The sequence below is a fragment of the Paracidovorax wautersii genome, assembly GCF_031453675.1.
GTDB lineage: Bacteria > Pseudomonadota > Gammaproteobacteria > Burkholderiales > Burkholderiaceae_C > Paracidovorax.
Map to the genome: position 1 here is coordinate 2,446,401 of NZ_JAVIZX010000001.1, position 25,520 is coordinate 2,471,920.

Sequence of the window (25,520 nt, forward strand, 5' to 3'; positions counted from 1 at the left end):
GGTTCCACGACCCTGAACTCGCGTGAACAGGGCCTAGAATCGCCTGCGCTTTCGCACGCCCCGCCGGTCTGGCGGCGGCTTCCTTCAGGAGACAAGACCCATGCACGCTTTTTCCCGCCGTCTGGCGCTGGCCGCGGCCATCGCCAGCCTGTCTGCCCCCGCCGCCTTCGCCCAGCAGGCCAAGGAAGTGAAGCTGGGCTACGCCCTGGCCGTCAACTCGCATTACGGCGCGGCCGCCCAGGCATGGTCCGGAACGGTGGAGAAGGCCACGAACGGCGCCTTCAAGTTCAAGCAGTTCCCGTCCAGCGCCCTGGGCGGCGAACGAGAACTGATCGAAGGCCTGCAGCTGGGCACGGTCGAGGCGGTGATCGTCTCCACGGGCGCCCTGAGCAACTTCGTGCCCGACGTGGGCGTGGTGGACATCCCCTTCCTGTTCCGCGACACGGCCCACGCCCGTGCGGTGCTGGATGGCGCTTTCGGCCAGGAGCTGCTGGGCAAATTCCAGAAGCGCGGCCTGATTGCGCTGGCCTGGGGCGAGCAGGGCTTTCGCCACCTGACGAACAACAAGCACCCCGTCAAGGCGCCGGCCGACCTGAAAGGCCTGAAGATCCGCGTGACGGAGAACCCGGTGCACATCACCGCCTTCCGCACGCTGGGCGCATCGCCCACGCCCATGTCCTGGCCCGAGGTGATCGGCGCGCTGCAGCAGGGGACGATCGATGGGCAGGAGAACCCCATGTCGGTCATCGTGTCGGCCAAGCTGCCGCAGGTGCAGAAGTACCTGTCGCTGACCGGCCACGTGTACGCGCCCATGGCCCTGATCGTGTCGCCCAATTTCTGGGGCGGCCTGAACGATGCGCAGAAGGCCGCCTTCACGCAGGGCGCCAAGGCCGGCGCGCTGGCGTCGCGCAAGTTCGTGGACGACGTGGAGCAAAAGGGGCTGGCCGACGTCAAGGCCGCCGGCATGCAAGTCGTGGAGACGGTTGACAAGGCCGCCTTCCAGAAGGCGCTGGAACCTGCCTACAAGCAGTACGCGTCCAAGTTCGGCCAGAAGACGCTGGACCAAATCACCAGCGTGAAGTGATCCCTTCCGGCCCTGCCGGAAGTCTCCCTGCCCGGCCTGGCCGGGCTTTGTTTTTTCCTGAATGAACGGGGCGCTGCACGGCGCCCCACCCACCACCATGCTGAAACGCCTCGAGCGCGCCCTGGTCGCCGGCAACCGCTGGCTGCTCATCCTGCTGCTGCTGGCCATGGCCTGCATCGTGTTCGCCAACGTGGTGCTGCGCTACACCACGGGCGACTCCATCATCTGGGCCGAGGAGGTGGCGCGCCACCTGATGATCTGGGGCACCTTCCTGGGCGCCGGGCTGGTGCTGCGCTTCGGTGGCCATGTGGCCATCGACAACCTGCACCACGTGCTGGGCGCGGGCGCCGCGCGGGCGCTGCGCGGTGTCATCGTGGTGGCGCTGGGCGGCTTCTTTCTGGTGATGGCCTGGTTCTCGGCGCAGTACGTCTGGGCCACGCGCTTCCAGACCACGCCGGCCACCGACATCCCGTTCGCCTGGATCTACGCGGCCATGCCGGTGGGCTTCGTGCTGCTGTTCGTGCACCTGCTGTTCATGGCACGCGGCTACGTGCGCGATGGCCGCTATGTCGAATCCGACGAGATGGACGCCGAATCGGCGGCCTCGCTGTAATGGCCCCGAGAACGCACTGACCCCGCCATGGCCATCACCCTCTTCGTTTCCGCCATCCTGCTGATGGCGCTGGGCTTTCCCGTCGCGTTCGCCCTGGCCATGTCGGCCGCGATCGCGGTCTTCGTCGGCGGGCGCTATCCGCAGCTGATCGTGTTCAAGGAGATGTTCACGGGCATCGACAGCTTTCCGCTGATGGCCGTGCCCTTCTTCATCCTGGCGGCCGAGATCATGTCCGGCGGCGCGCTCACCGTGGTGCTGCTGCGCTTCGCCGCGCAGTTCGTGGGCCACCTGCGCGGCGGCTTGGGGCACGCCAACATCCTGTCGCTCACGCTGTTCTCGGGCATCTCCGGCTCGGCCCTGGCCGATGCGGCGGGCCCGGGCTCGATGATGGTGAAGATGATGAACAAGGCGGGCTATTCGCGTGCCTACGCGGCGGCGCTCACCGCCAGCACCGCCATCGTGGGGCCCATCATTCCGCCCTCGATCATCATGATCATCTATGCGCTGCAGGACGAGCAGGTCTCGGTGGGCGCGCTCTTCATCGCAGGCTTCGCGCCCGGCATCCTGATCGCGCTGGCCATGGCCTTCGTGAACTGGCGCGTGTGCGTCAAGCGCGACTACCGCTCGCGCGAGCCGCGCCCCACGGGCCGCGAGATGGTGTCCAACAGCATCCGCGCCATCCCCGCGCTCATGCTGGTGGTGCTGATCCTGGTGGGCATCCGCTTCGGCATCTTCACGCCGACGGAAGCCTCGGTGGTGGCCGTGTTCTACGCCCTGGTGTGCGGCAAGTGGATCTACCGCACGCTGGAGTGGAAGGCGCTGCCGCACATCGCCGCGCGGTCGGCCCTGCTCACCGCCTCGGTGCTGCTGGTGGTGGCGGCCTCCGCCGCGTTTGCCTGGGTGCTCACCATCGAAGGCATTCCGCAGCAGCTGGCCGAGACCATCGTGGGCTGGAACCTGTCGCCCGTCACCTTCCTCATCGCGGTCAACATCCTGCTGCTGCTGTTCGGCATCTTCATGGAGCCGTTGCCGGGCGTGATGATTCTGGTGCCCATCCTCGCGCCCATCTCGGCTGCGCTGGGCATCGACCCCATCCACTTCGCCATGGTGGTGATCGTCAACCTCACGCTGGGCATGATCACGCCGCCGGTGGGCGGGCTGCTGTTCGTCACCTCGGTCGCCACCAAGGTGCCGCTGGCGGCGCTCACGCGCGAGCTGCCGCCCTTCCTGCTGGCGCACCTGGTGGTGCTGATCCTGCTGACCTTCGTGCCGGCGATCTCGACCTGGCTGCCGCACGCGCTGGGCTTCTGAGACCGCGGCGAACCACAACAGGAACAAAAAAGGGGGCTGTCCACGGCCCCCTTTTTTTTCTTGGCATGCGCCCGTGGCGCAAGGATGAGACTGCTTACTGGCTGATCTCCAGCAGCACCACATGCCCTTGCGCGGCCGGCCAGGTCTGGCCTGTCACCCGCTCGCCGTTGAACTCGGCGGTGATCGCACGCTGCGGCCCGGCGGGCTTGACCTTGGCGGAGGACACCCCGGCACCGGCGGGCACGCCCGGAGGCGGTGCGCCGTCCAGCAGCATGCGGTCGCGGGCCGGGTCCAGGTAGCCGCGCGGGCGGGTGAAGGTGACGATGGCATCGGCCGTGCGGTCCGCGTCGGCGATGCGTTCGGCGCGCAGGTGGACCAGGTCGCTGCCGCGCGGGAAGCCGCTGCGGTAGATGTGCGTCGTGGCATAGCCCGGCGCGGAGAGAACGAATTCCACCGGCACGTTCGGCGCGACGGTGAGCGGCCCCCACACGCCGTCCGCGCCGACGGTGCGGCTGAGCAGCGGCGCGCCCGTGCGTGCGCCCGTCGCCGGGTCGGTCGTGAACACCTGCAGTTGCGCGCCGGGCAGCGGCAGGTTGTTGCTGAAGCTGCCGGAGGCGGGGTCGGTGGAACTCAGGCCGAGCCCCGTCACCTTGCCGTTGAGCACCACGGTGCTCTCGGCGGCGATGTCCGTGCGGGCGGGGGCTTCGCCGGTGATGAACCGGTAGGTGGCGTCGAAGGCCACGGGCGAGAACGAGGTCTCGCGGTGGTCGATGCGCGGGAACACCACGTTCTGGGCCCCCTTGAGTTCAGGCCCGGCCGCGGTCACGTTGGTGGGGGTGCCCGGCTGGCCGATCCACACGCCGTCCGGCTGGGCGAACTTGTCGTTACTGTCCGAGCGCACGGTCATCCAGCGCACCGGGCCGGCCACCTCGTCGCCGGCTGCGTTCTTGGGCGCGTTCAGCCGCGTGAGGAACGGGCCCGTGCCCGAGAACTCGCTGCCTTCGCGGAAGCCGGGAATGGCCCACACGCCGTGGTTGGGCGTGCCGCCCAGGATGGCGTGGCTCACCGTGCGGTCGCCCCCGCCGTTCTGGATGTAGTTGCGCACGGCATAGCCGCCACGCGAGTTCGCCACCAGCACGACCTGGCGGGCGCCCGTGGCCTGCAGCACCTTGTCCACCTCGGCCTTCAGATAGGCCATGTGCTCGGCCGTGGAGGTGCGGCCGGGCTGGGCCACGGTGTCGTCATCGCGGGCCAGCGGGTAGGGCACGTCGATGGCGTAGAGCCGGTCGCGCGGCCAGCCGTTGGACTCGAAGCGCCAGGCCGTGGTCTGCCACAGCGCCGCCGTATCGCCGTTGCCGTGCACGAAGACGATGGGCGGGCGCTCGGGCGCGCTGGAACCGCAGCCGGCCAGGACCAGGGACGTAGCGGCGGCAGCCATCAGCAACGACCGGCGCGGCAACAGGGAAGAATGCATGGAACGCTCCAGAGGGGGACGAAAAGGCCAGGGCCGGAGGGTGCCATGCGGTTCATGACAGGACTGCGACGAAGTGCAACCCGGTGGCGTGCCGCGCAGCGCCGCACCGCGCTGTGAACGGACGGCTCAGGCGAAGACCCCGGCCGTGTCCTGCATGCGTGCCGATACCTCGCCCAGGTGGTGCAGGGTGTCGCCGTAGGTCATCTCCAGCTGCGTGAGCTTCTTGAAGTAGTGGCTGCCGATGTATTCGTCGGTCACGCCGATGCCGCCGTGCAGCTGCACCGACTGCTGGCCCACGAAGCGCATGGACTGGCCCAACTGGACCTTGGCGCGGGCCATGGCCCGGCGGCGCTCGGCGGGCTCTTCGTCCAGCTTGAGGCTGGCGTAGTAGCTCATGGACCGGGCCAGTTCCAGCTGCATCTTCATGTCGGCCACGCGGTGGCGCAGGGCCTGGAAGCTGGCGATCGGCACGCCGAACTGCTTGCGCTGGTTCATGTATTCCACGGTGAGCGACACAGTCTGGTCCATCACCCCCACGGCCTCGGCGCAGACGGCGGCTATGCCGGTGTCCACGGCCAGTTCCAGTGCGGCCTGCCCGTCGGTGGTGACCAGGGTGGCCGGCGCGTTCTCCAGCGTCAGCTCGGCGGAGCGGGATTCGTCCTGCGTGCGGTAGCCGCGCGTGGTCACGCCGCTGGCGCTGCGTTCGACCAGGAACAGGGCCGTGCGGCCGTCCAGCTGGGCTGGCACCAGGAAGGCATCCGCCTGGTCGCCGGCGGGTACTATGCTTTTGGTAGCTGTAAGCGCATATCCTGATTGGGCTTGAGCCGCTTTTGCCTCGCAAACGTCCAGGCGGTAGCGCGCCTTGCGTTCCTGGTGCGCCAGCACCACCAGCGCTTCGCCGCTGGCGATGCGGGGCAGCCAGTCGGCCTGCACGGCCTCGGGGGCATGGCCGGCCAGCACGCGGCTGGCGATGAACGCCTGCGCCAGCGGCTCCAGCACGATGCCGCGGCCCAGCTCCTCCATGGCCACCATGGCGTCCACGGCGCCCTGGCCCAGGCCTCCGTGCGCCTCGGGCACGGTCAGCGCCGTGAGGCCCAGCTCGGCCAGTTCGCCATAGGCCGCCCGGTCGAAGCCGCCCGCCGCCACGATGCCCTTGCGGCGCTCGAATCCGTAGCCCTTCTCCACCCAGCGGCGTACCGCATCGCGCAACGATTGCTGATCTTCAGAAAAATCGAAATCCATGTCATGTCTCCAAAAGTTGGTCAGGGCAGGGCGCTTGTGCGCCCCCCCACAAAGATCAGCGAAGCTCTGACTGGAACCCCCTCGCGGAGGGGGCAAGGGGGAGCGGTGCGTTTCGCGTCAGCGAAAGATCGTCGCCACCCCGAAAACCCAATCAACCCAGAACGGTTTGAGCGACGATATTTCGCTGCACCTCGTTGCTGCCCCCGTAGATGGTGGTCTTGCGCAGGTTGAAGTACGTCGAAGCCAGCGGCGCATTGGCCGTCACGCCGCCGGGGAAGTCGCCCTGCCAGCCGGCTTCCATGGCTTCTTCGATGAAGGGCAGGCTGAAGGGGCCGGCGGCCAGCATCATCAGCTCGGCGTAGCGCTGCTGGATCTCGCTGCCGCGGATCTTGAGCAGGCCGGCGATATCGAGCGAGTTCTTGCCCGACTTCTCGGCCGACAGCACGCGCAGCACCAGCATCTCCAGCGCGACGATGTCCACCTCCAGCTGCGCGATCTGGTCGCGAAAGCGCTGGTCGTCCCACACGCCTTCGGCCTTGGCGATGCGCTTGAGGCGCTCCAGCTCGCGCTTGCTGCGGTTCACGTCGGCGATGTTGGTGCGCTCGTGGCTGAGCAGGTGCTTGGCGTAGGTCCAGCCCTTGTTCTCTTCGCCGATCAGGTTCTCGGCGGGCACTTCGACGTTGTCGAAGAACACTTCGTTGACCTCGCACTCGCCATCCAGCAGCTTGATCGGGCGCACGGTGACGCCCTGGGACTTCATGTCCACCAGCAGGAAGGAAATGCCCGTCTGCGGTTTGCCCTCGGTACTGGTGCGCACCAGATTGAACATCCAGTCGCCGTGCTGGCCCAGCGTCGTCCAGGTCTTCTGGCCGTTGACGATGTATTTGTCGCCCACGCGCTCGGCGCGGGTCTTGACCGAGGCGAGGTCCGATCCCGAGCCCGGCTCGCTGTAGCCCTGGCTCCACCACACTTCGCCACTGGCGATGCCGGGCAGAAAGCGCTTTTGCTGCTCGGCATTGCCGAAAGCCATGATCACCGGGGCCACCATCACCGGGCCGAAGGGCACGATGCGGGGCGCGCCAGCCAGCGCGCACTCTTCCTCGAACAAATGCTTTTGCACGGCGGTCCAGCCGGGGCCGCCGAACTCCTTGGGCCAGCCGAAGCCCAGCCAGCCCTTCTTGCCCAGGATCTTGGCCCAGCCCTGCAGGTCGTCACGCGTCAGGCGCAGGGCGTTGTGCACCTTGTGCGAAATCTCCTGGGGCAGATGGGCGTGAACCCAGGCGCGAATTTCTTCGCGGAAGGCCTGCTCTTCGGGGGTGAATGCGAGATCCATGCGGCGTGTCTCCTCAATGCTTTCGGGGTGTCGAAGCGATCCCGCGTTGTAGCACGGTCGTTCTTTTTATTCCTGTCCGGGCGGTGACACGGGCGGTGCCTCCGGCGCCTCGATGCCCAGTTCCTGGCACAGGCGCTGCACGGTGGCGCGCAGCTGGTCCACCTCGGCCTCCAGCGCGGCCACGCGAGCGCCGAGCGCCGGGCTGGCGGCACCGTCGGCGACGGCCGAGCCCGCAGAGCCCGCGCTGGCGAGGGCCGCCACATCCACCGGGCCGCACAGCAGGTGGGCCCAGCGCGGCTCGCGGGCGCCGGGCGCGCGCGGCAGCAGCACGACCAGCGGGCCGCCTTTTTCCTCGCTGCGCTCGGCCAGCTCGTTCAGAAAGCCTTCCACGGACGAGATGTCCGCAAAGCGGTGCCAGCGCTCGGCATTGATGCGCAGCTCGCCCGCGGTCTGCGGGCCGCGCAGCATCAGCAGCGACAGCAGCACGGCGGACTGGTCGGGCACGCCCACGCCGCGCGGAAAGTTGTGCTCGAAGCGCGTGGCCCGGTTGCCGCCGATCTCCACCGACAGGCTGCGCTGGCGCAGGCCGTCCAGCGCTTCCTGCGCCTCGGCGTCGGTGATCTGCATGACCGGGTCGCGGCTGCTCTTCTGGTTGCAGCCGGTGACGACGGAGTTCAGCGTCAGCGGATAGCTGTCGGGCACGGTGCGCGACTTTTCCATCAGCGTGGCGAGCACGCGGGCTTCCGTGGCGGTCAGGGGGCGGGTGCGGGGATCGAAGGACATGGCGGCTGGGATAATTGCGGGCAAATGAAGAACATCGTGATTTTGATCTCGGGCGGTGGCTCCAACATGGCAGCCATCGTGCAGGCAGCCCGGCAGCAGGATTGGGAGGGGCGCCACGGCGTGCGCGTGGCGGCCGTGCTCAGCAACCGCGAGAGCGCGCAGGGCCTGGCCTTCGCCCGCAGCCAGGGCATCGCCACCCAGGCCATCGACCACCGGACGCATGCCACGCGTGAGGACTTCGACACCGCGCTGGCCGCCGCCATCGATGCGCATCAGCCGGCGCTGGTGGTGCTGGCCGGCTTCATGCGCATCCTGACCGAGGGCTTCGTGGCGCACTACGCCGGGCGGCTGGTCAACATCCATCCCTCGCTGCTGCCCGCCTTTCCGGGGCTGAACACGCACCAGCGCGCCATCGACGCGGGCTGCAAGGTGGCCGGCTGCACCGTCCACCAGGTGACGGCCGACCTGGACGCCGGGCCCATCGTGGCCCAGGGCGTGGTGCCGGTGCTGGCGGGCGACACGGCCGAGACGCTGGCCGCCCGGGTGCTGGCCCAGGAGCATGCCATCTATCCGGCAGCGGTACTCGGTATGCTTCAAAAATAATAGCTAGAAGCGCTTGATATCAGGGCGCTGGCGGGCTATTTGATTCACATTTCTCGAAGCGCGGCCGCCACTGGCCGTCAATGAGCACCTGTTCCTCGAACATGGCTGCGGGGCGCACCCACAGCTCGCGCCGGCCATACAGGGCGCGGTAGAGCGTCAACGGCTCCAGGGTCTCGCTGTGGCGGGCCATGCCGACGACCTCGTACAGCAGGCCCTTGTAGTGGCGGTACAACCCCGGCGGGGTTGGGTTCAGGGGCGGCAGGTCGTGGTCGTCGTTCATGGGTAGGATGCGGTCGGGGCGCGCCGGAGCGCGAGAAAAACAGACACAACAAGCACAGCGGGGAGCGAGGATGGACCAGGCCGATTTCGTGCACATGGTGCGCATGAGCGAGCATGCCAGCGCAGACGACAGCCGTGCTTACCGCCGCAGTGTCGCCGCATTTGCGGCGCTGGGCTACGCGTGGGTCCTCGGCTGCATGCTTCTGGCCGTGGGCGCGCTGTGGTGGGTGGTCCCCCAATTGCTGCACGGGCGTTTCCGGTGGGCCATGGGCTGGATGCTGCTGGCGGCCGGTGGCCTGCTGTGGGCCTGCGCTCGGGCACTGTGGGTGCGTCTGGACGCTCCGGAAGGCGTCGAGATCACCGCAGAGCAGGCGCCGGCGCTGTTCGAGGCCCTGGAGCGCATCCGCAAAAAGGTCAAAGGGCCGGCCATTCACCACGTGTACGTGGACGGCGAGTTCAACGCCAGCATCCGCCAGCTGCCGCGCTACGGCCTGTTCGGTGGCGCCGTCAACCAGCTCACCGTGGGGCTGCCGCTGGCCATGGCGCTGGACAAGCCCCGCCTGCTGGCGGTGCTGGCCCACGAATACGGCCACCTGCGCGGCGACCATGGCCGCTTCGCCGCCTGGATCTACCGCACCCGGCTGAGCTGGCTGCGCCTGCACGAGCGCTTCAGCGACGACGCGGGGCCGGTGGCCGTGGCCACGCAGGCCTTCCTGGACTGGTACTTCCCCCGCTTCGCGGCCAAGACCTTCGCCCTGGCGCGCCAGGACGAGTACGAGGCCGACCGCATTGCCGCACGCCTGCTGGGCGCCGAGGTCGCCGCGGCGGCGCTGACGGAAATCGAGGTGAAGGGCGCGTGGCTGGGCGATGCCTTCTGGGCGCAGCACTGGCGCGCTGCAGCCGCCCAGCCCCTGCCCGTGGGCCCCTACACCGCCATGCGCTCGCTGCTGGCCTTGCCGCCCGAGCCCCGCTTCGCCCAGGACGCCCTGCGCCAGGCCCTGCAGCGCATCAGCAGCGTGGACGACACCCACCCGGTCCTGCGCGACCGGGTGGAAGCCCTCACGGGCGGCCGGCCGGCGCTTCCGGCGTGGTCGCAGCGCAGCGCGCTGTCCATGCTCGGACCACAGGTGCCGCAGTGGCTGGCCCAGTTCGACCGGCTGTGGTGCCAGGAGAACGCCAGCGCCTGGAAGCGGCACCACGCCTGGCTGGGCCGGGTGCGTGAGCGGGCCGAAGCCCTGCAGCAAAGCCTCGCCCGCCACAACGCGCAGGAGACGGTCGAGCTGGCCGGCTTGCTGCGGCAACTGGACCCCGCCGCCCCGGTGCGCGCCCTGTACGAGCAGGCCCTGCAGCGCAGCGAAGACCATGCGGACGCACTGCAGGGGCTGGTGGAAAGCCTGCCGGGCGACGCCTGGGCCGAGCGCCTGCAGCACCTTGAGCGACTGTGGCAGACCGCCCCGGCGCATCGCTGGTGGGCGGCCCGCGCGGCCGTGGATGGACTGGAGACCGCGCGCGCGGGCAGGGACCACGATGCCGAAGGCCTCAAGCAATGGCGGGAGCGGCTGCGGCTGGCCGATGCGTTTGAAAAGCGCGCCTGGGAGGAGCTGACGGAGCCGCCTTACTTCAGCCGGGTGGCGCGCCATGACCTCACGCCCTTCGAGCTGGGCGAGGTGCAGGCCGAGCTGGCCCAGTGCGAGGGCGTCGCGCGCTGCTGGCTGGTTTGCAAGCAGCTGCAAGAGTTCGCGCAGCGGCGTGCCTATCTGGTGTTCCTGGAACTGCCGGGCATGGACGACGGCGACCGCTATGCCCTGTGCCGCCGGCTGGAGCGCCGGCTCAGCCTGCCCGGCCCTGGCGCTATGGGCTGGCGAATCGCCCACATTGGCAGAGATCCGGCGCAGCGCCTTCGAGCCGGTCTTCGCACGCTAGCCGCCCGGACGGAGCGGCAGTGGGACAATCGGGGCATGCACCCGAAAGCCCTTCTGGATGCCTGTGCGGAACTCGTCAGGCTGACCCTTCCCTTTGAACACCCGGCAGACGCCGTGGTGTCCCGCTATTTCCGAGACAACCGCTCCCTGGGCCCGCGCGAGCGCGCCACCCTGGCGGAGACGGTCTACACCGTGCTGCGCAAGAAGCTGCTGTTCGAGCAACTGGCCCGCTCCGGCAGCGGCCCCAAGGAGCGCCGGCTGGCGATCCTGGGCTTCCACGGTCCGCGCGACTTCCTCAAGAGCGCCCTGAACGACCAGGAAAGGACGTGGATCGACCAGTGCGACGCCGTCCAGCCCGACGAACTGATGGAGCCCCACCGGCACAACCTGCCCGACTGGCTGGTGCCTCTGCTCAAGGAGCAGCTGGGCGAGGGCTTCTGGCCCCTGGCCGCAAGCCTCATGCAGCCCGCCCCGCTGGACCTGCGCGTGAATGCGCTCAAGGACAAGCGCGCCGATGTGCAGAAGGAACTGGCCCAGGCCGGCATCCCCGCGGTGGCGACGCCGTACTCGCCCTGGGGGCTGCGCATCGACGCCAAGCCCGCCCTGACCAAGCTGCCGGCGTTCACGCGCGGCGCCATCGAGGTGCAGGACGAGGGCTCGCAGCTGCTGGCCCTGCTGCTGGACGCCAAGCGCGGCGAGATGGTGGTGGACTTCTGCGCCGGCGCCGGCGGCAAGACGCTGGCCATCGGTGCGGGCATGCGCAGCACGGGGCGGCTGTACGCGTTCGACGTGTCGGCCCACCGCCTGGAAGCGCTCAAGCCGCGTCTGGCGCGCAGCGGGCTGTCGAACGTGCATCCCGCCGCCATTGCGCACGAGCGCGATGACCGTGTGAAGCGATTGACCGGCAAGATCGACCGCGTGCTGGTCGATGCGCCCTGTTCGGGCCTGGGCACGCTGCGGCGCAACCCGGACCTGAAGTGGCGGCAGTCCGCAAAGGCGTTGGAAGAGCTGCAGGGCAAGCAGACGGCCATCCTGGCCAGTGCCGCACGCCTGGTCAAGCCGGGCGGCCGGCTGGTGTACGCCACCTGCAGCATCCTGCGGCAGGAGAACGAGGGCATTGCCGAGGCCTTCGGGGCGGCGCACCCCGACTTCGAGGCACTGGACGCCGGCGAGCTGCTGACCCAGCTGAAGGTGGACGGCGCAGCCGCGCTGTGCAGCGGCGGTGCCGCCGGCTCTGGATATTTGCGCCTGTGGCCCCATCTGCACCAGACCGACGGCTTCTTCGCCGCGGTGTGGACGCGCAAGCGCTGACCTGCCGCCTGCGCGCTGGTTTCCCTGTGCCGGTGCGGGTTATCGCTCCCGCGGCCGGTCCCTGTTTCCTTTAATCTGCCCTGGCGTTCCGGTGGTGGACGTTTTTCCCTTGGCGGATGGATGGAGTAGTTGCCTATGTTCTCGACGGACTGGTCCTTGCTGGACGCGGCCATCAACTGGCTGGCCCACGGTGCGTGGGATCTCGCTTGGTGGCAGGTGGTGCTCTACACCCTCGCCACCACCCACATCACCATCGCCGCGGTGACGATCTTCCTGCACCGTGCACAGGCGCACCGATCGGTGGATCTGGGCGCCGTGCCTTCGCACTTCTTCCGCTTCTGGCTGTGGATCGGCACCGGGATGGGCACCAAGGAATGGGTGGCCATCCACCGCAAGCACCACGCCAAGTGCGAGACCGAGGACGACCCCCACAGCCCGCAGACCCGGGGGCTGAACACGGTGATGTGGCGCGGTGCCGAGCTGTACCGAGCCGAGGCCAGGAATGCCGAGACGCTGAAGAAGTTCGGGCACGGCACGCCGGACGACTGGATCGAGCGCCATGTCTACAGCCGCTTCGGCTGGCAGGGCGTGGGCCTGATGCTGGTGCTCAACCTGGTGCTGTTCGGTGCCATCGGCGCGGCCGTCTGGGCCGTGCAGATGCTGTGGATTCCGTTCTGGGCCGCCGGCGTGGTCAACGGCCTGGGCCACTACTGGGGCTACCGCAATTTCGAAGCCACGGACGCGTCCACCAATCTGGTGCCGTGGGGGCTGGTCATCGGCGGCGAAGAGCTGCACAACAACCACCATACCTACCCGACATCCGCCAAGTTCTCGGTCAAGCCCTACGAGTTCGATGTGGGCTGGGCCTATATCCGGCTCATGCAGGCCGTCGGCTGGGCCCGCGTGAAGAAGACCCCGCCCAAGCTGCGGCTGGGAGCCGTCAAGCCCGTGGCGGACGAGAAGACGCTGGAGGCGCTCATTGCCCACCGCTATGAGGTCATGGCCGGCTATGCCCGCGGCATGCGCCAGGCCTGCCGCGAGGAGCTCGCCGCGTTGCGGGCGCGCAAGGCGGACGTGTCCGTGCTGCGGGCCGCACGCCGCTGGCTGCACCGCGATGCGGAGAAGGTGCCCGCCCGTGCGCGGGAGGACATCGCCCGGGCCCGCGAGGCCCATCCCGTGCTGGACAAGATGGTGACCATGCGCGAGGAACTGCGGCAGCTGTGGCTGAACACCTCGCATTCGCGCGAGCAATTGACGGCCGATCTCCAGGCCTGGTGCCGGCGCGCCGAGGACAGCGGCGTCGCGGCCTTGCGGGAGTTCTCCCTGCGCCTGCGCGCGGCGCAGGCCTGAGCCCTGGCTGAATCAACCGGACCTTGATTCCCCTCAGCGGCCGGCGTCAGAACGGACGTGCTGCGCTGCCGGCCGTTCCTGCAAGCCCCGCCGGTGCGCGCCGCAGTACTTGCGCCAGTGCGGCGGCTGCCCATCGCCCGACCCGCGCCCCCCAGCCCGGGCGCGGGGCGCGCTCTTCCAGTTGTGCCTTGGTGTTTTCCAGCGCCGTGATCCGCAGCCAGCGCGCGCCGCCGCCATCGGCCGCAGACCAGGTCGTGCCTGTCCGCAGCATGCGGGCTGCCGCAGAGCCGACCAGCACCTGACCGCAGATCAGAGGACCCTCCTGGATCAGCAGGCTGCCGCTGTGGGTGCGCAGCGTGGCGCCCTCCGGCACGCAGACCAGCGTGCTGGTGCCTGTGGGCAGGTCGAAGGGCACGATGGCGCCGGTGGCCGTCGTGGATGGCGTGGCGAAGGGGGTGGAGAGGCTTGGCATGGGCGTCCTTGGCGGTGTCGAAACAAGGCCTCCAGCGTAGGACGAAGGGCCTGGGCGCAACAGGCACACGGCCGGGATGCCGCGACCAGAACAGTGCTCATGCAGGCGCGCCTGTTATGGTCCTGCAGGGCCCGGCCTGTATCTGTCGCTGCCTCCGTGCTTGCGGCATGATCGCGAAACCCGCGGCCCCTGTGCCCGGGCCGATGCCGTCCCCCCGCTCCCACGCCCATGCCGCTCCGCTCCGTTGCCCCTCCCTCTTTTGCCGATGACTCCAGTGCCCCCGACGGCTCGGCTTCGACGCTGTACCGGCAGATAGCGGGCCTGTACGAGCAGGCCATCGTGTCCGGCAGCCTGGCTCCCGGCATGCGCCTGCCTTCAGTGCGGGAGCTGTGCCAGCGCCATGGGGTGAGCCTGACCACGGCGCTGCAGGTGTGGCGCCACCTGGAGGAGCGGGGCTACGCCGAGGCGCGCGAGCGCGTGGGCTATTTCGTGCGCCGCCCGGCGCAGGCGGCGCTTCTTCCCGCAGTGCGCGAGCCCGAGCTGCACGAGCCGCTGCAGCCCGACCCGCGCCTGTTCGCGGGCATCAACGAGCGCATCTCCGTGTTCCTGGAAAAAGCCCGCCGTGCCGGCCCGGGCGTGCTCGACCTGGGCAGCGCCATGCCCGCCCCCAGCCTGTTCGACGCGGCCGCGCTCAATCGCCTGGCGATCGGCCTGCTGCGCGAGCAACCCGATGTGCTGGTCTACGGCCCGTCGGCACCGACCACGCATGTCGAGTTCCAGCAGGCCATGGCGCGCCATGCGCTGGGCTTCGGCCTCAGCCTGGCGCCTGACCACATCGGCGCTACGCACGGTAATTCAGAGGCGGTCAACCTGGCCCTGGATGCGGTGGCAGAGCCGGGCGATGTGATCGCGGTGGAGTCGCCCACCTTCTTCGGCATCCTGCAGGCGATCGAGGTGCGCGGCCTGCGTGCGCTCGAGATCCCCTGCAGCCCGCGCACGGGCATCTCGCTGGAAGCGCTGGAACTGGCCGCGCGCAATGAGCCGCGCCTGAAGGCGGTGGTGGTGGTGCCGCATCTGCAGATGCCATTGGGCAGCGTCATGCCCGACAGCCACAAGGAGCGCCTGGTGGCGCTTTGCACCGAGCATGGGCTGGCCCTCATCGAGGACGACATCTACCGCGAGTTCGTGGAGTCGCCCCAGCCGCTGCGTCCTGCCAAGGCCTGGGATCGCCCGGGCACGGAAGGGCAGGTGATCTACTGCGCCTCGCTCAGCAAGAGCTTTGCGCCGGGCTTGCGCCAAGGATGGATGAGCGCAGGCCGCTGGCATGCCCGGGTGCAGATGCTCAAGTTCGCCCGCACCCGCAACATGCAGTCGTGGTCTCAGCTGCTGGCGGCGCGCAGCGTGGGCTCGCCGGCGTACGAGCGGCACCTGCGCCGCATGCGCGTGCAGCTACGCGAGCAGCGCGAGGCTGCCGCGCGCGCCATCGCACGGTACTTTCCGCCAGGCACCCGGCTGAGCCTGCCGCCGGGCGGCATCAGCCTGTGGATGGAGCTGCCGCCGGGTCTTTCGTCGACCCGACTCTACGACCAGGCCCTGGCGCGCGGCATCCGGGTGGCTCCCGGCCCGATGTTCTCCAATACGGGCCGGTACGAGCGGTTTCTGCGCATGAGTTGCGGCATGCCCTTCACCGAGCAGGTGGAGACGGGGTATCGCACGCTGGGTGAACTGCTTTCACAGCAGCTCACTCCGGCGTCCGGCCGCCCTTCCGCCGGCAAGCGGGCATAAAAAAACCGCCCGGAAGGGCGGCTTTTTTGCAAAGAAGCGGGCCGAATTACTTCAGCTTCATTTCCTTGTACTCGACGTGCTTGCGAGCCTTGGGATCAAACTTCATGATCGCCATCTTCTCGGGCATCGTCTTCTTGTTCTTGGTGGTGGTGTAGAAGTGGCCGGTACCCGCAGTGGATTCCAGCTTGATCTTGTCGCGTCCGCCTTTGGTTGCCATGGTGCTTCTCCTTAAGCTTGGCCGCGTGCACGCAGGTCTGCGAGCACGGAGTCAATACCGTTCTTGTCGATCAGACGCAGGGCGGCGCTCGAAACGCGCAGGCGCACCCAGCGGTTTTCGCTCTCGACCCAGAAACGGCGGTATTGCAGGTTCGGCAGGAACCGGCGCTTGGTTTTGTTGTTGGCGTGGGAAACGTTGTTCCCGACCATGGGCTTCTTGCCCGTAACGTCGCAGACGCGTGCCATGAGGACACTCCGATAGTTCGTAAACAGCAGCGGGCCTGGACGCTTTGCGTGTCTGCAAAGCTAGGCCCGGCTGCCTCACCTCGCCAGAAAGGGTGGCGGTAACCCGATTCGCGTGCCCCGGTCGGCTGCAAAGAGCCGGCGGAATTCAGCAAAGCCGCGGATTATAGCGCGGCTTTTCAGATCACGCCATCCTGCTCCAGGAAGCGCTGCGCATCCAGCGCCGCCATGCAGCCCGTGCCGGCGCTGGTGATGGCCTGGCGGTACACATGGTCCTGCACGTCACCGGCGGCGAAGATGCCCGGCACGCTGGTCTGCGTGGCGAAACCCTTGAGGCCGCCTTGCGTGACGATGTAGCCGTTCTCCATCGTCAGCTGGCCGTTGAAGATGTCGGTGTTCGGGGCATGGCCAATGGCGATGAAGCAGCCTTGCAGGGCGATGTCCTGGGTGCTGCCGTCCAGCGTACTCTTGATGCGGATGCCGGTCACGCCGGAGTCGTCGCCCAGGACTTCCTGCAGGGTATGGAACACCTTCAGCTCGATCTTGCCGGCAGCGACTTTTTCGTTGAGCTTGTCCACCAGGATGGGCTCGGCCTTGAACTTGTCGCGCCGATGCACCAGCGTGACCTTGCGCGCGATGTTCGACAGGTACAGCGCCTCCTCGACGGCCGTGTTGCCGCCGCCGACCACGCACACGTCCTGCTCGCGGTAGAAGAAGCCATCACAGGTGGCGCAGCCCGAGACGCCCTTGCCCATGAAGGCCTCTTCCGAGGGGAGGCCCAGGTACTTGGCGGAGGCGCCCGTGGCGATGATCAGCGAATCGCAGGTATAGGTGCCGCTGTCGCCGGTGAGCGTGAACGGACGCTGGCTGAAGTCCACCTTGTTGATGTGGTCGAACACGATCTGCGTCTTGAAGCGTTCTGCGTGCTCCAGGAAGCGCTGCATCAGGTCCGGGCCCTGGACGCCGTGCACGTCGGCAGGCCAGTTGTCCACTTCGGTCGTGGTCATCAGCTGGCCGCCCTGGGCGATGCCGGTAATGAGCAGCGGGTTCAGGTTGGCGCGCGCGGCGTAGACGGCTGCGGTGTAGCCGGCCGGGCCGGAACCGAGGATGAGGACTTTGGCGTGTTGGGTCGTGGACATGGCAGTGACTTCTTGGCGTGCCCGCTGGGCAGGCATGTTGAGCTGGAGAGTGATTCTGAGTATGGGGCCGGGCGGCCCGATTGCAGCCCGCCGTTTTCAATCGCCGCCATTGTAAGAAGCCATCGGCGACCCCGCCTGCACCCGGGTCGAACCGCATGCGCCAGCCGTCGCGGTGATACGTTTGCTGACAGGGTGCATCGGGTAAGCTTGCCGCGCACTGCGCTATGACCTATTCCCTCAATACCCTGAACGCCTCCTCCTCGTCCAAATCTGCCCCGCGCACGGGCGCGGCCCGTTTCGGCCATGAGATCGGGCTGGTGCTGGGCCTGCTGGCCCTGGTCGTCTGGCTGCTGGCGCTGGCCAGCTACTCGCTGCAGGACGCAGCCTGGTCCACGTCCGGCGCCAGCGATGTCCATGTCCTGTCCAACTGGGTGGGGCGTTTCGGCGCGTGGTTGGCGGACTGCAGTTACTTTGCTTTCGGTTTCTCGGTGTGGTGGTGCGCCGCGGCCGCGCTGCGCGCCTGGCTGTCGTCGCTGGCGCGCTGGATGCGCGGCGGCGAGGTGGCGGCCCAGGCGAACGGGGAGGCCAGCCCTTGGCTGCGCCGCGCCTTCTTCTGGGGCGGGCTGGTGCTGTTGATGTGTGCCAGCGCGGGGCTGGAATGGTCCCGCCTGTACCGGTTCGAATCGCTGCTGCCGGGGCAGGCCGGCGGCGTGCTGGGCCACGTCGTCGGGCCGCTGGCGGTGAAGTGGCTGGGGTTCACCGGCTCGGGCCTGCTGGGCGTGATGCTGGTGGTGCTGGGCGCGGCGCTGGTCTTTCGGTTCTCCTGGGGCCATCTGGCCGAACGGCTGGGCGGGCGCATCGACGCGCTGGTGCAGTTTGGCCGCGCCAAGCGCGAGAAGGCCAAGGATGTCGCCGTCGGCAAGCGCGCGGCGCGTGAGCGCGAAGAGGTGGTGCAGGAAGAGCGCCACGAGATCGAGGAACACCATCCCCAGCCCGTGCAGATCATCGAGCCGGTGCTGGCGGACGTGCCGCAGAGCGCCCGCGTGGTGAAGGAGCGGCAAAAGCCCTTGTTCAGCGAGATGCCCGACAGCCGCCTGCCGCAGGTGGACCTGCTCGACGGCGCGCTGGCGCGCCAGGAGACGGTGTCGCCCGAGACGCTGGAGATGACCAGTCGCCTGATCGAGAAGAAGCTCAAGGACTTCGGCGTGGAGGTGCGCGTCGTGGCCGCCATGCCGGGGCCCGTCATCACCCGCTACGAGATCGAGCCCGCCACGGGGGTGAAGGGCTCGCAGGTGGTCAACCTGGCCAAGGATCTGGCGCGCTCGCTGTCGCTGGTGTCCATCCGTGTGATCGAGACCATTCCGGGCAAGAACTTCATGGCGCTGGAACTGCCCAACGCCAAGCGCCAGAGCATCCGCCTGTCCGAGATCCTGGGCTCGCACATCTACCACGAGGCCAAGAGCATGCTCACCATGGGGCTGGGCAAGGACATCGTCGGCAACCCGGTGGTGGCCGACCTGGCCAAGATGCCGCACGTGCTGGTGGCCGGCACCACGGGTTCGGGCAAGTCGGTGGGGATCAACGCCATGATCCTTTCGCTGCTGTACAAGGCCGAGGCGCGCGACGTGCGCCTGATGATGATCGACCCCAAGATGCTGGAAATGTCGGTCTACGAAGGCATTCCGCATCTGCTGTGCCCGGTGGTGACCGACATGAAGCAGGCCGCGCACGGCCTGAACTGGTGCGTGGCCGAGATGGAGCGGCGCTACAAGCTGATGAGCAAGCTGGGCGTGCGCAACCTGGCGGGCTACAACACCAAGATCGACGATGCGAAGGCGCGCGAGGAGTTCATCTACAACCCCTTCAGCCTGACGCCCGAGGAGCCCGAGCCGCTGGAGCGCCTGCCGCACATCGTGGTCATCATCGACGAGCTGGCCGATCTGATGATGGTGGTGGGCAAGAAGATCGAGGAACTGATCGCCCGCCTGGCCCAGAAGGCGCGGGCCGCCGGCATCCACCTGATCCTGGCGACGCAGCGTCCGAGCGTGGATGTGATCACCGGCCTGATCAAGGCCAACATCCCGACGCGGATCGCCTTCTCGGTCGGCTCCAAGATCGACAGCCGCACCATCCTCGACCAGATGGGCGCCGAGGCGCTGCTGGGCATGGGCGACATGCTCTACATGGCCAGCGGCACCGGTCTGCCCATCCGCGTCCACGGCGCCTTCGTCTCCGACGAGGAGGTCCACCGCGTGGTGAACTACCTCAAGGAACAAGGGGAGCCGGACTACATCGAGGGCGTTCTAGAGGGTGGTACGGTCGACGGCGACGACAGCGGCTTCGGTGCCGATGGCGGTGAAGCCGGTGGCGAGAAGGACCCGATGTACGACCAGGCGGTCGAGGTGGTGCTCAAGGACCGCAAGGCCAGCATCTCCTACGTGCAGCGCAAGCTGCGCATCGGCTACAACCGATCGGCCCGTTTGCTGGAAGACATGGAAAAGGCGGGGCTCGTCAGCGGCCTGACCGCCAGTGGCCAGCGCGAAGTGCTGGTACCGGCGCGCGGCGGCGAGTGACACAGCCCGCCGGCTGCAGGCCGGCGCCGCAGCCCCTACGGAGATGGCATGAAGAAACTGATTACTACTGTATTGATAGCTGCCAGCGCACAGCTGGCAAGCGCTGACGGCCTAAAAAGCTTGGAATCCTTCATGAAGGGTGCGCAATCGGGCCGCGCCGATTTCACGCAGACCGTGACCTCCCCTCCCAAGGATGGCGAGACCGCGCGCACCAAGACGTCCACCGGGAGCTTCGAATTCCAGCGTCCCGGGCGCTTCAAGTTCGTCTACAAGAAGCCGTTCGAGCAGACCATCGTCGCCGACGGCAAGACGCTGTGGCTGTATGACGTCGATTTGAACCAGGTCACGCAGCGCGCCCAGGACAAGGCCCTGGGCTCCACGCCCGCAGCCCTGCTGGCGTCGGCGCCCGACCTGCAAGCGCTGCGCGCCGACTTCACGCTGGAATCCGCGCCCGAGCAGGACGGCCTGCAGTGGGTGCTGGCCACGCCCAAGGCCAAGGAAGGGCAGCTCAAGAGCGTGCGCGTCGGCTTCCAGGGCGACAACCTGGCAGCGCTCGACATTCTCGACAGCTTCGGCCAGCGCTCGCAGCTGCGCTTTGCCAACATGCAGGTCAACCCGGCGCTGCCGACCAGTACCTTCCAGTTCAAGCCGCCGGCGCAGGCCGACGTGGTGCGGCAGTAAGCGGAGGACGTCAGGCCAGGGCCAGCAGGCCCAGCGCCAACGCTGCCGGGACCGCCTGGATGAACAGGATCTTGCGGCTGGCGGTCAGCCCTCCGAACACCCCCGCCACCAGCACGCACAGAAGAAAGAACCATTGGACCGAACGGCCTTCGGCGCCCTGCCACAAGCCCCAGAACAGGCCGGCTGCCAGGAAGCCGTTGTAGAGCCCCTGGTTGGCGGCCAGGGTCTTGGTCGCTGTGGCGAATTCCGGCGTCAGGCCGAAGGCCTTGCGGCCCCGCGGCTTGTCCCACAGGAACATCTCCAGCACGAGGATGTAGACATGGAGCAGAGCAATCAGGGCAATCACGAGGGTGGCAACGTTGGAGAGCATGGCGTTCAGAGGCGATGGAGTGCGGAATGCACGGTGGCGCGAGCTTATCGAAGTCGCGGCGATGAAGAGTGTCCCGCACGTGCGGCACCGGCGGCGCGGATGGAGTGTCGCTAGGATGGCAGGCGTGTCCCCGATAACTCTTCTTTCTGCTTCGTCCGTTCGCCTCTGCCTGCGCGGCGCCGTTCCTGACTGTTTGTGGGGGGGCGCTCCCCATGGCTGACCTGTTCGCGCAGGAGCCTTCCGCTCCCCTTGCCGAAGCACTGCGGCCCCGCACGCTCGACGAGGTCATCGGGCAGTCGCACCTGCTGGGCGAAGGCAAGCCGCTGCGGCTGGCCTTCCAGTCCGGCAAGCCCCACTCGATGATCTTCTGGGGGCCGCCGGGCGTGGGCAAGACCACGCTGGCGCGGCTCACGGCGACCGCGTTCCGGTGCGAATTCATCGCCCTGTCGGCCGTGTTCTCCGGCGTGAAGGACATCCGCGCGGCGATGGAGCAGGCCCAGCAGAACCTGGCGATGGGCAAGCACACCATCCTGTTCGTGGATGAGATCCACCGCTTCAACAAGTCCCAGCAGGATGCGCTGCTGCCCTACGCCGAAAGCGGGCTGGTGACCTTCATCGGTGCGACGACCGAGAACCCGTCGTTCGAGGTGAACTCCGCGCTGTTGTCGCGTGCCCAGGTCTACGTGCTCAAGTCACTGACCGACGAGGAGCTGCAGCAGTTGCTGCAGCGTGCGCGGGACAAGGCGCTGGGCGGGCTCGAGTTCGACGACGTGGCGCGGGACACGCTCATCGGGTATGCGGACGGCGACGCCCGGCGCTTCCTGAACCTGCTCGAGCAATGCCAGACGGCTGCGGGCGCTGCTGGCGTGACCCGCATCGATGCGGAGTTCGTGCAGAACGCGCTGACCTTGAATTCCCGCCGGTTCGACAAGGGCGGTGACAACTTCTACGACCAGATATCCGCCCTGCACAAATCGGTGCGGGGCTCCCACCCGGATGCGGCGCTGTACTGGCTGACCCGCATGCTCGACGGCGGCGCCGATCCCCGCTACCTGTCGCGCCGCATCGTCCGCATGGCCTGGGAGGACATCGGGCTGGCGGACCCGCGCGCCCTGCAGATCGCGAACGACGCCGCACTGACCTATGAGCGGCTGGGCAGCCCCGAGGGCGAACTGGCCTTGGGCCAGGCCGTGATCTACCTGGCCGTCGCGGCCAAGAGCAACGCGGGCTACAACGCCTACAACCAGGCGCGTGCCTTCGTGAAGCGGGACAAGAGCCGGGAGGGTTCCCGTCCACCTGCGCAACGCGCCGACCAAGCTGATGAAGGAGCTGGGCTACGGGCACGAGTACCGCTATGCCCACGACGAGCCCAACGCCTACGCCGCGGGCGAGACCTACCTGCCCGACGACATGGCCGAGCCCCGCTGGTACCAGCCAGCCCCCCGCGGCCTGGAGGCCAAGATCGGCGAGAAGCTGGTCCAGCTGAGGCGCTGGGACGAAGAGGCGGACGAGTAGTCAGACCTTCATGGGCTCGCGCGCCGAAGCGGCGTCGCCACCACGCAGGCACGCATCGCGATGCCTTTAAGTCTTGACGCCGCTGCAGAGGCCGGGCCCTGACGGGCGGTCAGGGCAGGCATTGGCTGCCTGCTGCACAGCAGCGCTACGAATGCGCGCGCTGCCTCATCAATATTTCTTATGCACCGGTTGCATTCCTGATGCAACGCGGCATCCAAGGGAAAACCCCGCAGGTGGGCTTGGCGGTGCCGGTTTTCAAGTGGCTACAATCCCGCCACCCAAACCCGCACGGCATGTTTCCTGGCGGGTTTTTTGCTAGATGGAAGTCGGGCTCACAAGGCTGCGTCGATTCCGGCGTTTCCATAGTGCGCGTTACCAACGAAGGACTTTTTTTATGGACATCTTGCTGCAACAGATCATCAATGGTCTGGTTCTCGGCAGCATGTACGCCTTGATAGCCTTGGGCTACACCATGGTGTACGGCATTATTCAGCTGATCAATTTCGCGCACGGCGAGGTGCTCATGATCGGCGCGCTCACCAGCTGGAGCTGCATCGGCATGATGCAGGAGGCCCTGCCCGGCGCTCCGGGCTGGCTCGTTCTGCTCCTGGCGACCATCATCGCCTGCGTGGTGGCTGCCACGCTCAACTTCGTGATCGAAAAGGTCGCCTACAAGCCGCTGCGCAGCAGCCCCCGCCTGGCGCCCCTGATCACCGCCATCGGCATGTCGATCCTGCTGCAGACGCTGGCGATGATCATCTGGAAGCCCAACTACAAGCCCTATCCCACGCTGCTGCCCACCACGCCCTTCAATGTCGGCGGCGCAGTCATCACATCCACGCAGATCCTGATCCTGGGCGTCACCGTGGTGGCCCTCGCGTCCCTGATGTACCTGGTGAACTACACCAAGCTGGGCCGCGCCATGCGCGCCACGGCAGAGAACCCGCGGGTCGCCTCGCTCATGGGCGTCAAGCCCGACATGGTCATCTCGGCCACCTTCATCATCGGTGCCGTGCTGGCAGCCATCGCCGGCATCATGTATGCGTCCAACTACGGCACGGCGCAGCACACCATGGGCTTCCTGCCCGGTCTGAAGGCCTTCACGGCGGCCGTGTTCGGCGGCATCGGCAACCTGGCCGGCGCCGTGGTGGGCGGCATCCTGCTGGGCCTGATCGAGGCCATCGGCTCCGGCTACATCGGCACCCTGACGGGCGGCCTGCTGGGCAGCCATTACACCGACATCTTCGCTTTCATCGTGCTCATCATCATCCTGACGCTGCGCCCCTCGGGCCTGCTGGGTGAGCGTGTGGCCGACCGCGCCTGAGGAACCGTTCCATGAAGAACAACAAACTCGCTCAATGGGTCATCGGCGGTCTGGCGCTGCTGATTCTTCCCCTGATCCTGCAGTACTTCGGCAACGCCTGGGTGCGGATCGCCGACCTGGCGCTGCTGTACGTGATGCTGGCCCTGGGCCTGAACATCGTGGTCGGCTACGCCGGCCTGCTCGACCTGGGCTACGTGGCTTTCTACGCCGTGGGCGCCTACCTGTTCGCGCTGATGGCTTCGCCGCACCTGTCGGATACCTTTGCCGCGTTCGCCGCCATGTTCCCCAACGGGCTGCACACGTCGCTGTGGCTGGTGATACCGCTGGCCGCGCTGGTCGCGGCGATATTCGGGGCCCTGCTGGGCGCCCCGACCCTGAAGCTGCGCGGTGACTACCTGGCCATTGTGACGCTGGGTTTCGGCGAGATCATCCGCATCTTCCTGAACAACCTGGACCACCCGGTCAACCTGACCAACGGCCCCAAGGGCATCGGCCAGATCGACTCGGTCAAGGTCTTCGGCCTGGACCTGGGGCGCCGTCTGGAAGTGTTCGGCTTCGACATCAACTCCGTCACGCTGTACTACTACCTGTTCCTGATCCTCGTGGTGCTGAGCGTCATCATCTGCTACCGCCTGCAGGACTCCCGCATCGGCCGCGCGTGGATGGCCATTCGCGAAGACGAGATTGCCGCCAAGGCCATGGGCATCAACACCCGCAACATGAAGCTGCTGGCCTTCGGCATGGGCGCGTCGTTCGGCGGCGTGTCCGGTGCCATGTTCGGTGCGTTCCAGGGCTTCGTGTCGCCCGAATCGTTCAGCCTGATGGAGTCCGTGATGATCGTCGCCATGGTCGTGCTGGGCGGCATCGGCCACATCCCCGGCGTGATCCTGGGTGCCGTGCTGCTGGCCTCGCTGCCCGAGGTGCTGCGCTACGTGGCCGGCCCGCTCCAGGCCATGACGGACGGGCGCCTGGACTCCGCCATCCTGCGCCAGCTGCTCATCGCCCTTGCCATGATCATCATCATGCTGCTGCGCCCCCGCGGCCTGTGGCCCGCGCCCGAGCATGGCAAGAGCCTGGCGCAGAAGACCTGAAGCACAGCACTGAAAGTTAGCAATGACAGAGCAATCCAAAGAAGTGGTGCTGAAGGTCGCCGGTATTTCCAAGCGCTTCGGTGGCCTGCAGGCCCTCTCCGATGTGGGCATCACGATCCAGCGCGGCCAGGTCTACGGCCTGATCGGCCCCAACGGCGCCGGCAAGACGACGTTCTTCAACGTGATCACCGGTCTGTACACGCCCGACGCCGGCAGTTTCGAACTGGCTGGCAAGCCCTACGAGCCCACGGCCGTGCACGAGGTGGCCAAGGCCGGCATCGCCCGCACGTTCCAGAACATCCGCCTTTTCGCCGACATGACGGCGCTGGAAAACGTGATGGTGGGCCGCCATATCCGGACCAAGTCGGGCCTCATGGGCGCGGTCTTCCGGACCAAGGGGTTCAAGGAAGAAGAAGCCGCCATCGCCAAGCGCGCGCAAGAGCTGCTCGACTACGTGGGCATTGGCCGCTTTGCCGACTACAAGGCGCGCACGCTGAGCTACGGCGACCAGCGCCGCCTGGAGATCGCCCGCGCGTTGGCCACCGACCCGCAACTGATTGCGCTGGACGAGCCTGCCGCCGGCATGAACGCCACCGAGAAGGTGCAGCTGCGCGAGCTGATCGACCGCATCCGCAAGGACAACCGCACCATCCTGCTCATCGAGCACGACGTGAAGCTGGTGATGGGCCTGTGCGACCGAGTGACCGTGCTCGACTACGGCAAGCAGATCGCCGAAGGCACGCCTGCCGATGTGCAGAAGAACGAAAAAGTGATTGAGGCCTACCTGGGCACCGGAGGACATTGAG

Annotated in this window: 22 protein-coding genes and 2 pseudogenes; 14 read left to right on the plus strand and 10 right to left on the minus strand. The window is 67.6% G+C overall.

The features are described 5' to 3' along the window. The first annotated feature begins 100 nt into the window (after nt 1-100). The 3 genes from QE399_RS11050 (at nt 101) to QE399_RS11060 (ending at nt 3,008) form a co-directional block, all read left to right on the plus strand. The gene (locus QE399_RS11050) at nt 101-1,084 is read left to right on the plus strand and encodes a TRAP transporter substrate-binding protein (protein WP_309828724.1); all 984 of its coding nucleotides are present in this window, start codon (nt 101-103) and stop codon (nt 1,082-1,084) included. Between the two features lie 97 nt (nt 1,085-1,181). Further along, entirely contained in the window at nt 1,182-1,697 is a 516-nt protein-coding gene (locus QE399_RS11055; RefSeq protein WP_309828726.1) for a TRAP transporter small permease, read from the plus strand. Nucleotides 1,698-1,724: 27 nt separating this feature from the next. After that, nucleotides 1,725-3,008 carry a TRAP transporter large permease gene (locus QE399_RS11060; protein WP_309828728.1) on the plus strand — a complete coding sequence of 428 codons (1,284 nt, stop codon included), beginning with the start codon at nt 1,725-1,727 and terminating at the stop codon, nt 3,006-3,008. A gap of 94 nt (nt 3,009-3,102) precedes the next feature. Here the strand turns inward: QE399_RS11060 and QE399_RS11065 are convergent, their stop codons facing one another. The 4 genes from QE399_RS11065 to QE399_RS11080 all read right to left on the minus strand — a co-directional run bounded on the left by QE399_RS11065 (nt 3,103) and on the right by QE399_RS11080 (nt 7,840). Then, nucleotides 3,103-4,482: an alpha/beta fold hydrolase gene (locus tag QE399_RS11065; protein ID WP_309828729.1), complete on the minus strand. Its 1,380-nt coding sequence runs from the start codon at nt 4,480-4,482 to the stop codon at nt 3,103-3,105. Between the two features lie 126 nt (nt 4,483-4,608). Further along, nucleotides 4,609-5,724: an acyl-CoA dehydrogenase family protein gene (locus QE399_RS11070; protein WP_309828730.1), complete on the minus strand. Its 1,116-nt coding sequence runs from the start codon at nt 5,722-5,724 to the stop codon at nt 4,609-4,611. A 151-nt stretch (nt 5,725-5,875) separates the two neighbouring features. After that, nucleotides 5,876-7,057 carry an acyl-CoA dehydrogenase family protein gene (locus QE399_RS11075; RefSeq protein WP_309828731.1) on the minus strand — a complete coding sequence of 394 codons (1,182 nt, stop codon included), beginning with the start codon at nt 7,055-7,057 and terminating at the stop codon, nt 5,876-5,878. A 66-nt stretch (nt 7,058-7,123) separates the two neighbouring features. Next, nucleotides 7,124-7,840, minus strand: a complete 717-nt coding sequence (locus QE399_RS11080; protein WP_309828732.1) for a YceH family protein — start codon at nt 7,838-7,840, stop codon at nt 7,124-7,126. Between the two features lie 24 nt (nt 7,841-7,864). On the opposite strand from QE399_RS11080, the gene purN reads away from it, so the two are divergent. Continuing rightward, nucleotides 7,865-8,443: a phosphoribosylglycinamide formyltransferase gene (gene purN / locus QE399_RS11085; RefSeq protein WP_309828734.1), complete on the plus strand. Its 579-nt coding sequence runs from the start codon at nt 7,865-7,867 to the stop codon at nt 8,441-8,443. 19 nt (nt 8,444-8,462) lie between these two features. Here purN and QE399_RS11090 read toward each other — a convergent pair whose 3' ends face one another. Next, nucleotides 8,463-8,723 (minus strand): DUF1653 domain-containing protein, encoded by a 261-nt coding sequence (locus QE399_RS11090; protein ID WP_309828735.1) that lies wholly within the window; start codon nt 8,721-8,723, stop codon nt 8,463-8,465. 70 nt (nt 8,724-8,793) lie between these two features. Here QE399_RS11090 and QE399_RS11095 point away from each other — a divergent pair. The 3 genes and pseudogenes from QE399_RS11095 (at nt 8,794) to QE399_RS11105 (ending at nt 13,305) form a co-directional block, all read left to right on the plus strand. Next, a pseudogene (locus QE399_RS11095) lies at nt 8,794-10,645 on the plus strand (M48 family metallopeptidase). Between the two features lie 35 nt (nt 10,646-10,680). Next, nucleotides 10,681-11,955, plus strand: a complete 1,275-nt coding sequence (locus tag QE399_RS11100; RefSeq protein WP_309828737.1) for an RsmB/NOP family class I SAM-dependent RNA methyltransferase — start codon at nt 10,681-10,683, stop codon at nt 11,953-11,955. Nucleotides 11,956-12,090: 135 nt separating this feature from the next. Then, nucleotides 12,091-13,305 (plus strand): DesA family fatty acid desaturase, encoded by a 1,215-nt coding sequence (locus QE399_RS11105; RefSeq protein WP_309828739.1) that lies wholly within the window; start codon nt 12,091-12,093, stop codon nt 13,303-13,305. 46 nt (nt 13,306-13,351) lie between these two features. Here QE399_RS11105 and QE399_RS11110 read toward each other — a convergent pair whose 3' ends face one another. Beyond that, nucleotides 13,352-13,777, minus strand: a complete 426-nt coding sequence (locus QE399_RS11110) for a hypothetical protein (protein WP_309828741.1) — start codon at nt 13,775-13,777, stop codon at nt 13,352-13,354. Nucleotides 13,778-14,005: 228 nt separating this feature from the next. Between QE399_RS11110 and QE399_RS11115 the strand changes: the two genes are divergently transcribed. After that, on the plus strand, nt 14,006-15,562 hold the full coding sequence (locus QE399_RS11115) for an aminotransferase-like domain-containing protein (RefSeq protein WP_309828744.1): 1,557 nt from the start codon (nt 14,006-14,008) through the stop codon (nt 15,560-15,562). Between the two features lie 46 nt (nt 15,563-15,608). Here QE399_RS11115 and rpmG read toward each other — a convergent pair whose 3' ends face one another. From rpmG to trxB, 3 genes are all read right to left on the minus strand, one after another. Then, the gene (gene rpmG, locus QE399_RS11120) at nt 15,609-15,779 is read right to left on the minus strand and encodes a 50S ribosomal protein L33 (RefSeq protein ID WP_187738059.1); all 171 of its coding nucleotides are present in this window, start codon (nt 15,777-15,779) and stop codon (nt 15,609-15,611) included. A gap of 11 nt (nt 15,780-15,790) precedes the next feature. After that, nucleotides 15,791-16,024: a 50S ribosomal protein L28 gene (rpmB, locus tag QE399_RS11125; RefSeq protein ID WP_005797187.1), complete on the minus strand. Its 234-nt coding sequence runs from the start codon at nt 16,022-16,024 to the stop codon at nt 15,791-15,793. Between the two features lie 176 nt (nt 16,025-16,200). Continuing rightward, complete coding sequence (trxB, locus tag QE399_RS11130) at nt 16,201-17,160, minus strand: thioredoxin-disulfide reductase (protein ID WP_309828756.1); 960 nt, start codon at nt 17,158-17,160, stop codon at nt 16,201-16,203. A gap of 224 nt (nt 17,161-17,384) precedes the next feature. Between trxB and QE399_RS11135 the strand changes: the two genes are divergently transcribed. Together QE399_RS11135 and lolA are read left to right on the plus strand one after the other, a co-directional pair. Beyond that, a complete protein-coding gene (locus tag QE399_RS11135) occupies nt 17,385-19,733 on the plus strand; it encodes a DNA translocase FtsK (RefSeq protein ID WP_309828758.1) in 2,349 nt (782 codons plus the stop codon). A gap of 48 nt (nt 19,734-19,781) precedes the next feature. Then, entirely contained in the window at nt 19,782-20,414 is a 633-nt protein-coding gene (lolA, locus tag QE399_RS11140) for an outer membrane lipoprotein periplasmic chaperone LolA (RefSeq protein ID WP_309828760.1), read from the plus strand. A 10-nt stretch (nt 20,415-20,424) separates the two neighbouring features. Here lolA and QE399_RS11145 read toward each other — a convergent pair whose 3' ends face one another. Beyond that, a complete protein-coding gene (locus QE399_RS11145; RefSeq protein ID WP_309828762.1) occupies nt 20,425-20,784 on the minus strand; it encodes a DUF1304 domain-containing protein in 360 nt (119 codons plus the stop codon). 212 nt (nt 20,785-20,996) lie between these two features. Between QE399_RS11145 and QE399_RS11150 the strand changes: the two are divergent. The 4 genes and pseudogenes from QE399_RS11150 to QE399_RS11165 all read left to right on the plus strand — a co-directional run bounded on the left by QE399_RS11150 (nt 20,997) and on the right by QE399_RS11165 (nt 25,519). Continuing rightward, nucleotides 20,997-22,299, plus strand: a pseudogene (locus tag QE399_RS11150) (replication-associated recombination protein A). Nucleotides 22,300-22,693: 394 nt separating this feature from the next. After that, nucleotides 22,694-23,623, plus strand: a complete 930-nt coding sequence (locus tag QE399_RS11155; RefSeq protein WP_309828763.1) for a branched-chain amino acid ABC transporter permease — start codon at nt 22,694-22,696, stop codon at nt 23,621-23,623. 11 nt (nt 23,624-23,634) lie between these two features. Continuing rightward, on the plus strand, nt 23,635-24,714 hold the full coding sequence (locus QE399_RS11160) for an ABC transporter permease subunit (RefSeq protein ID WP_309828765.1): 1,080 nt from the start codon (nt 23,635-23,637) through the stop codon (nt 24,712-24,714). A gap of 22 nt (nt 24,715-24,736) precedes the next feature. Continuing rightward, on the plus strand, nt 24,737-25,519 hold the full coding sequence (locus QE399_RS11165; protein ID WP_309828767.1) for an ABC transporter ATP-binding protein: 783 nt from the start codon (nt 24,737-24,739) through the stop codon (nt 25,517-25,519). Nucleotide 25,520 lies beyond the last annotated feature (1 nt).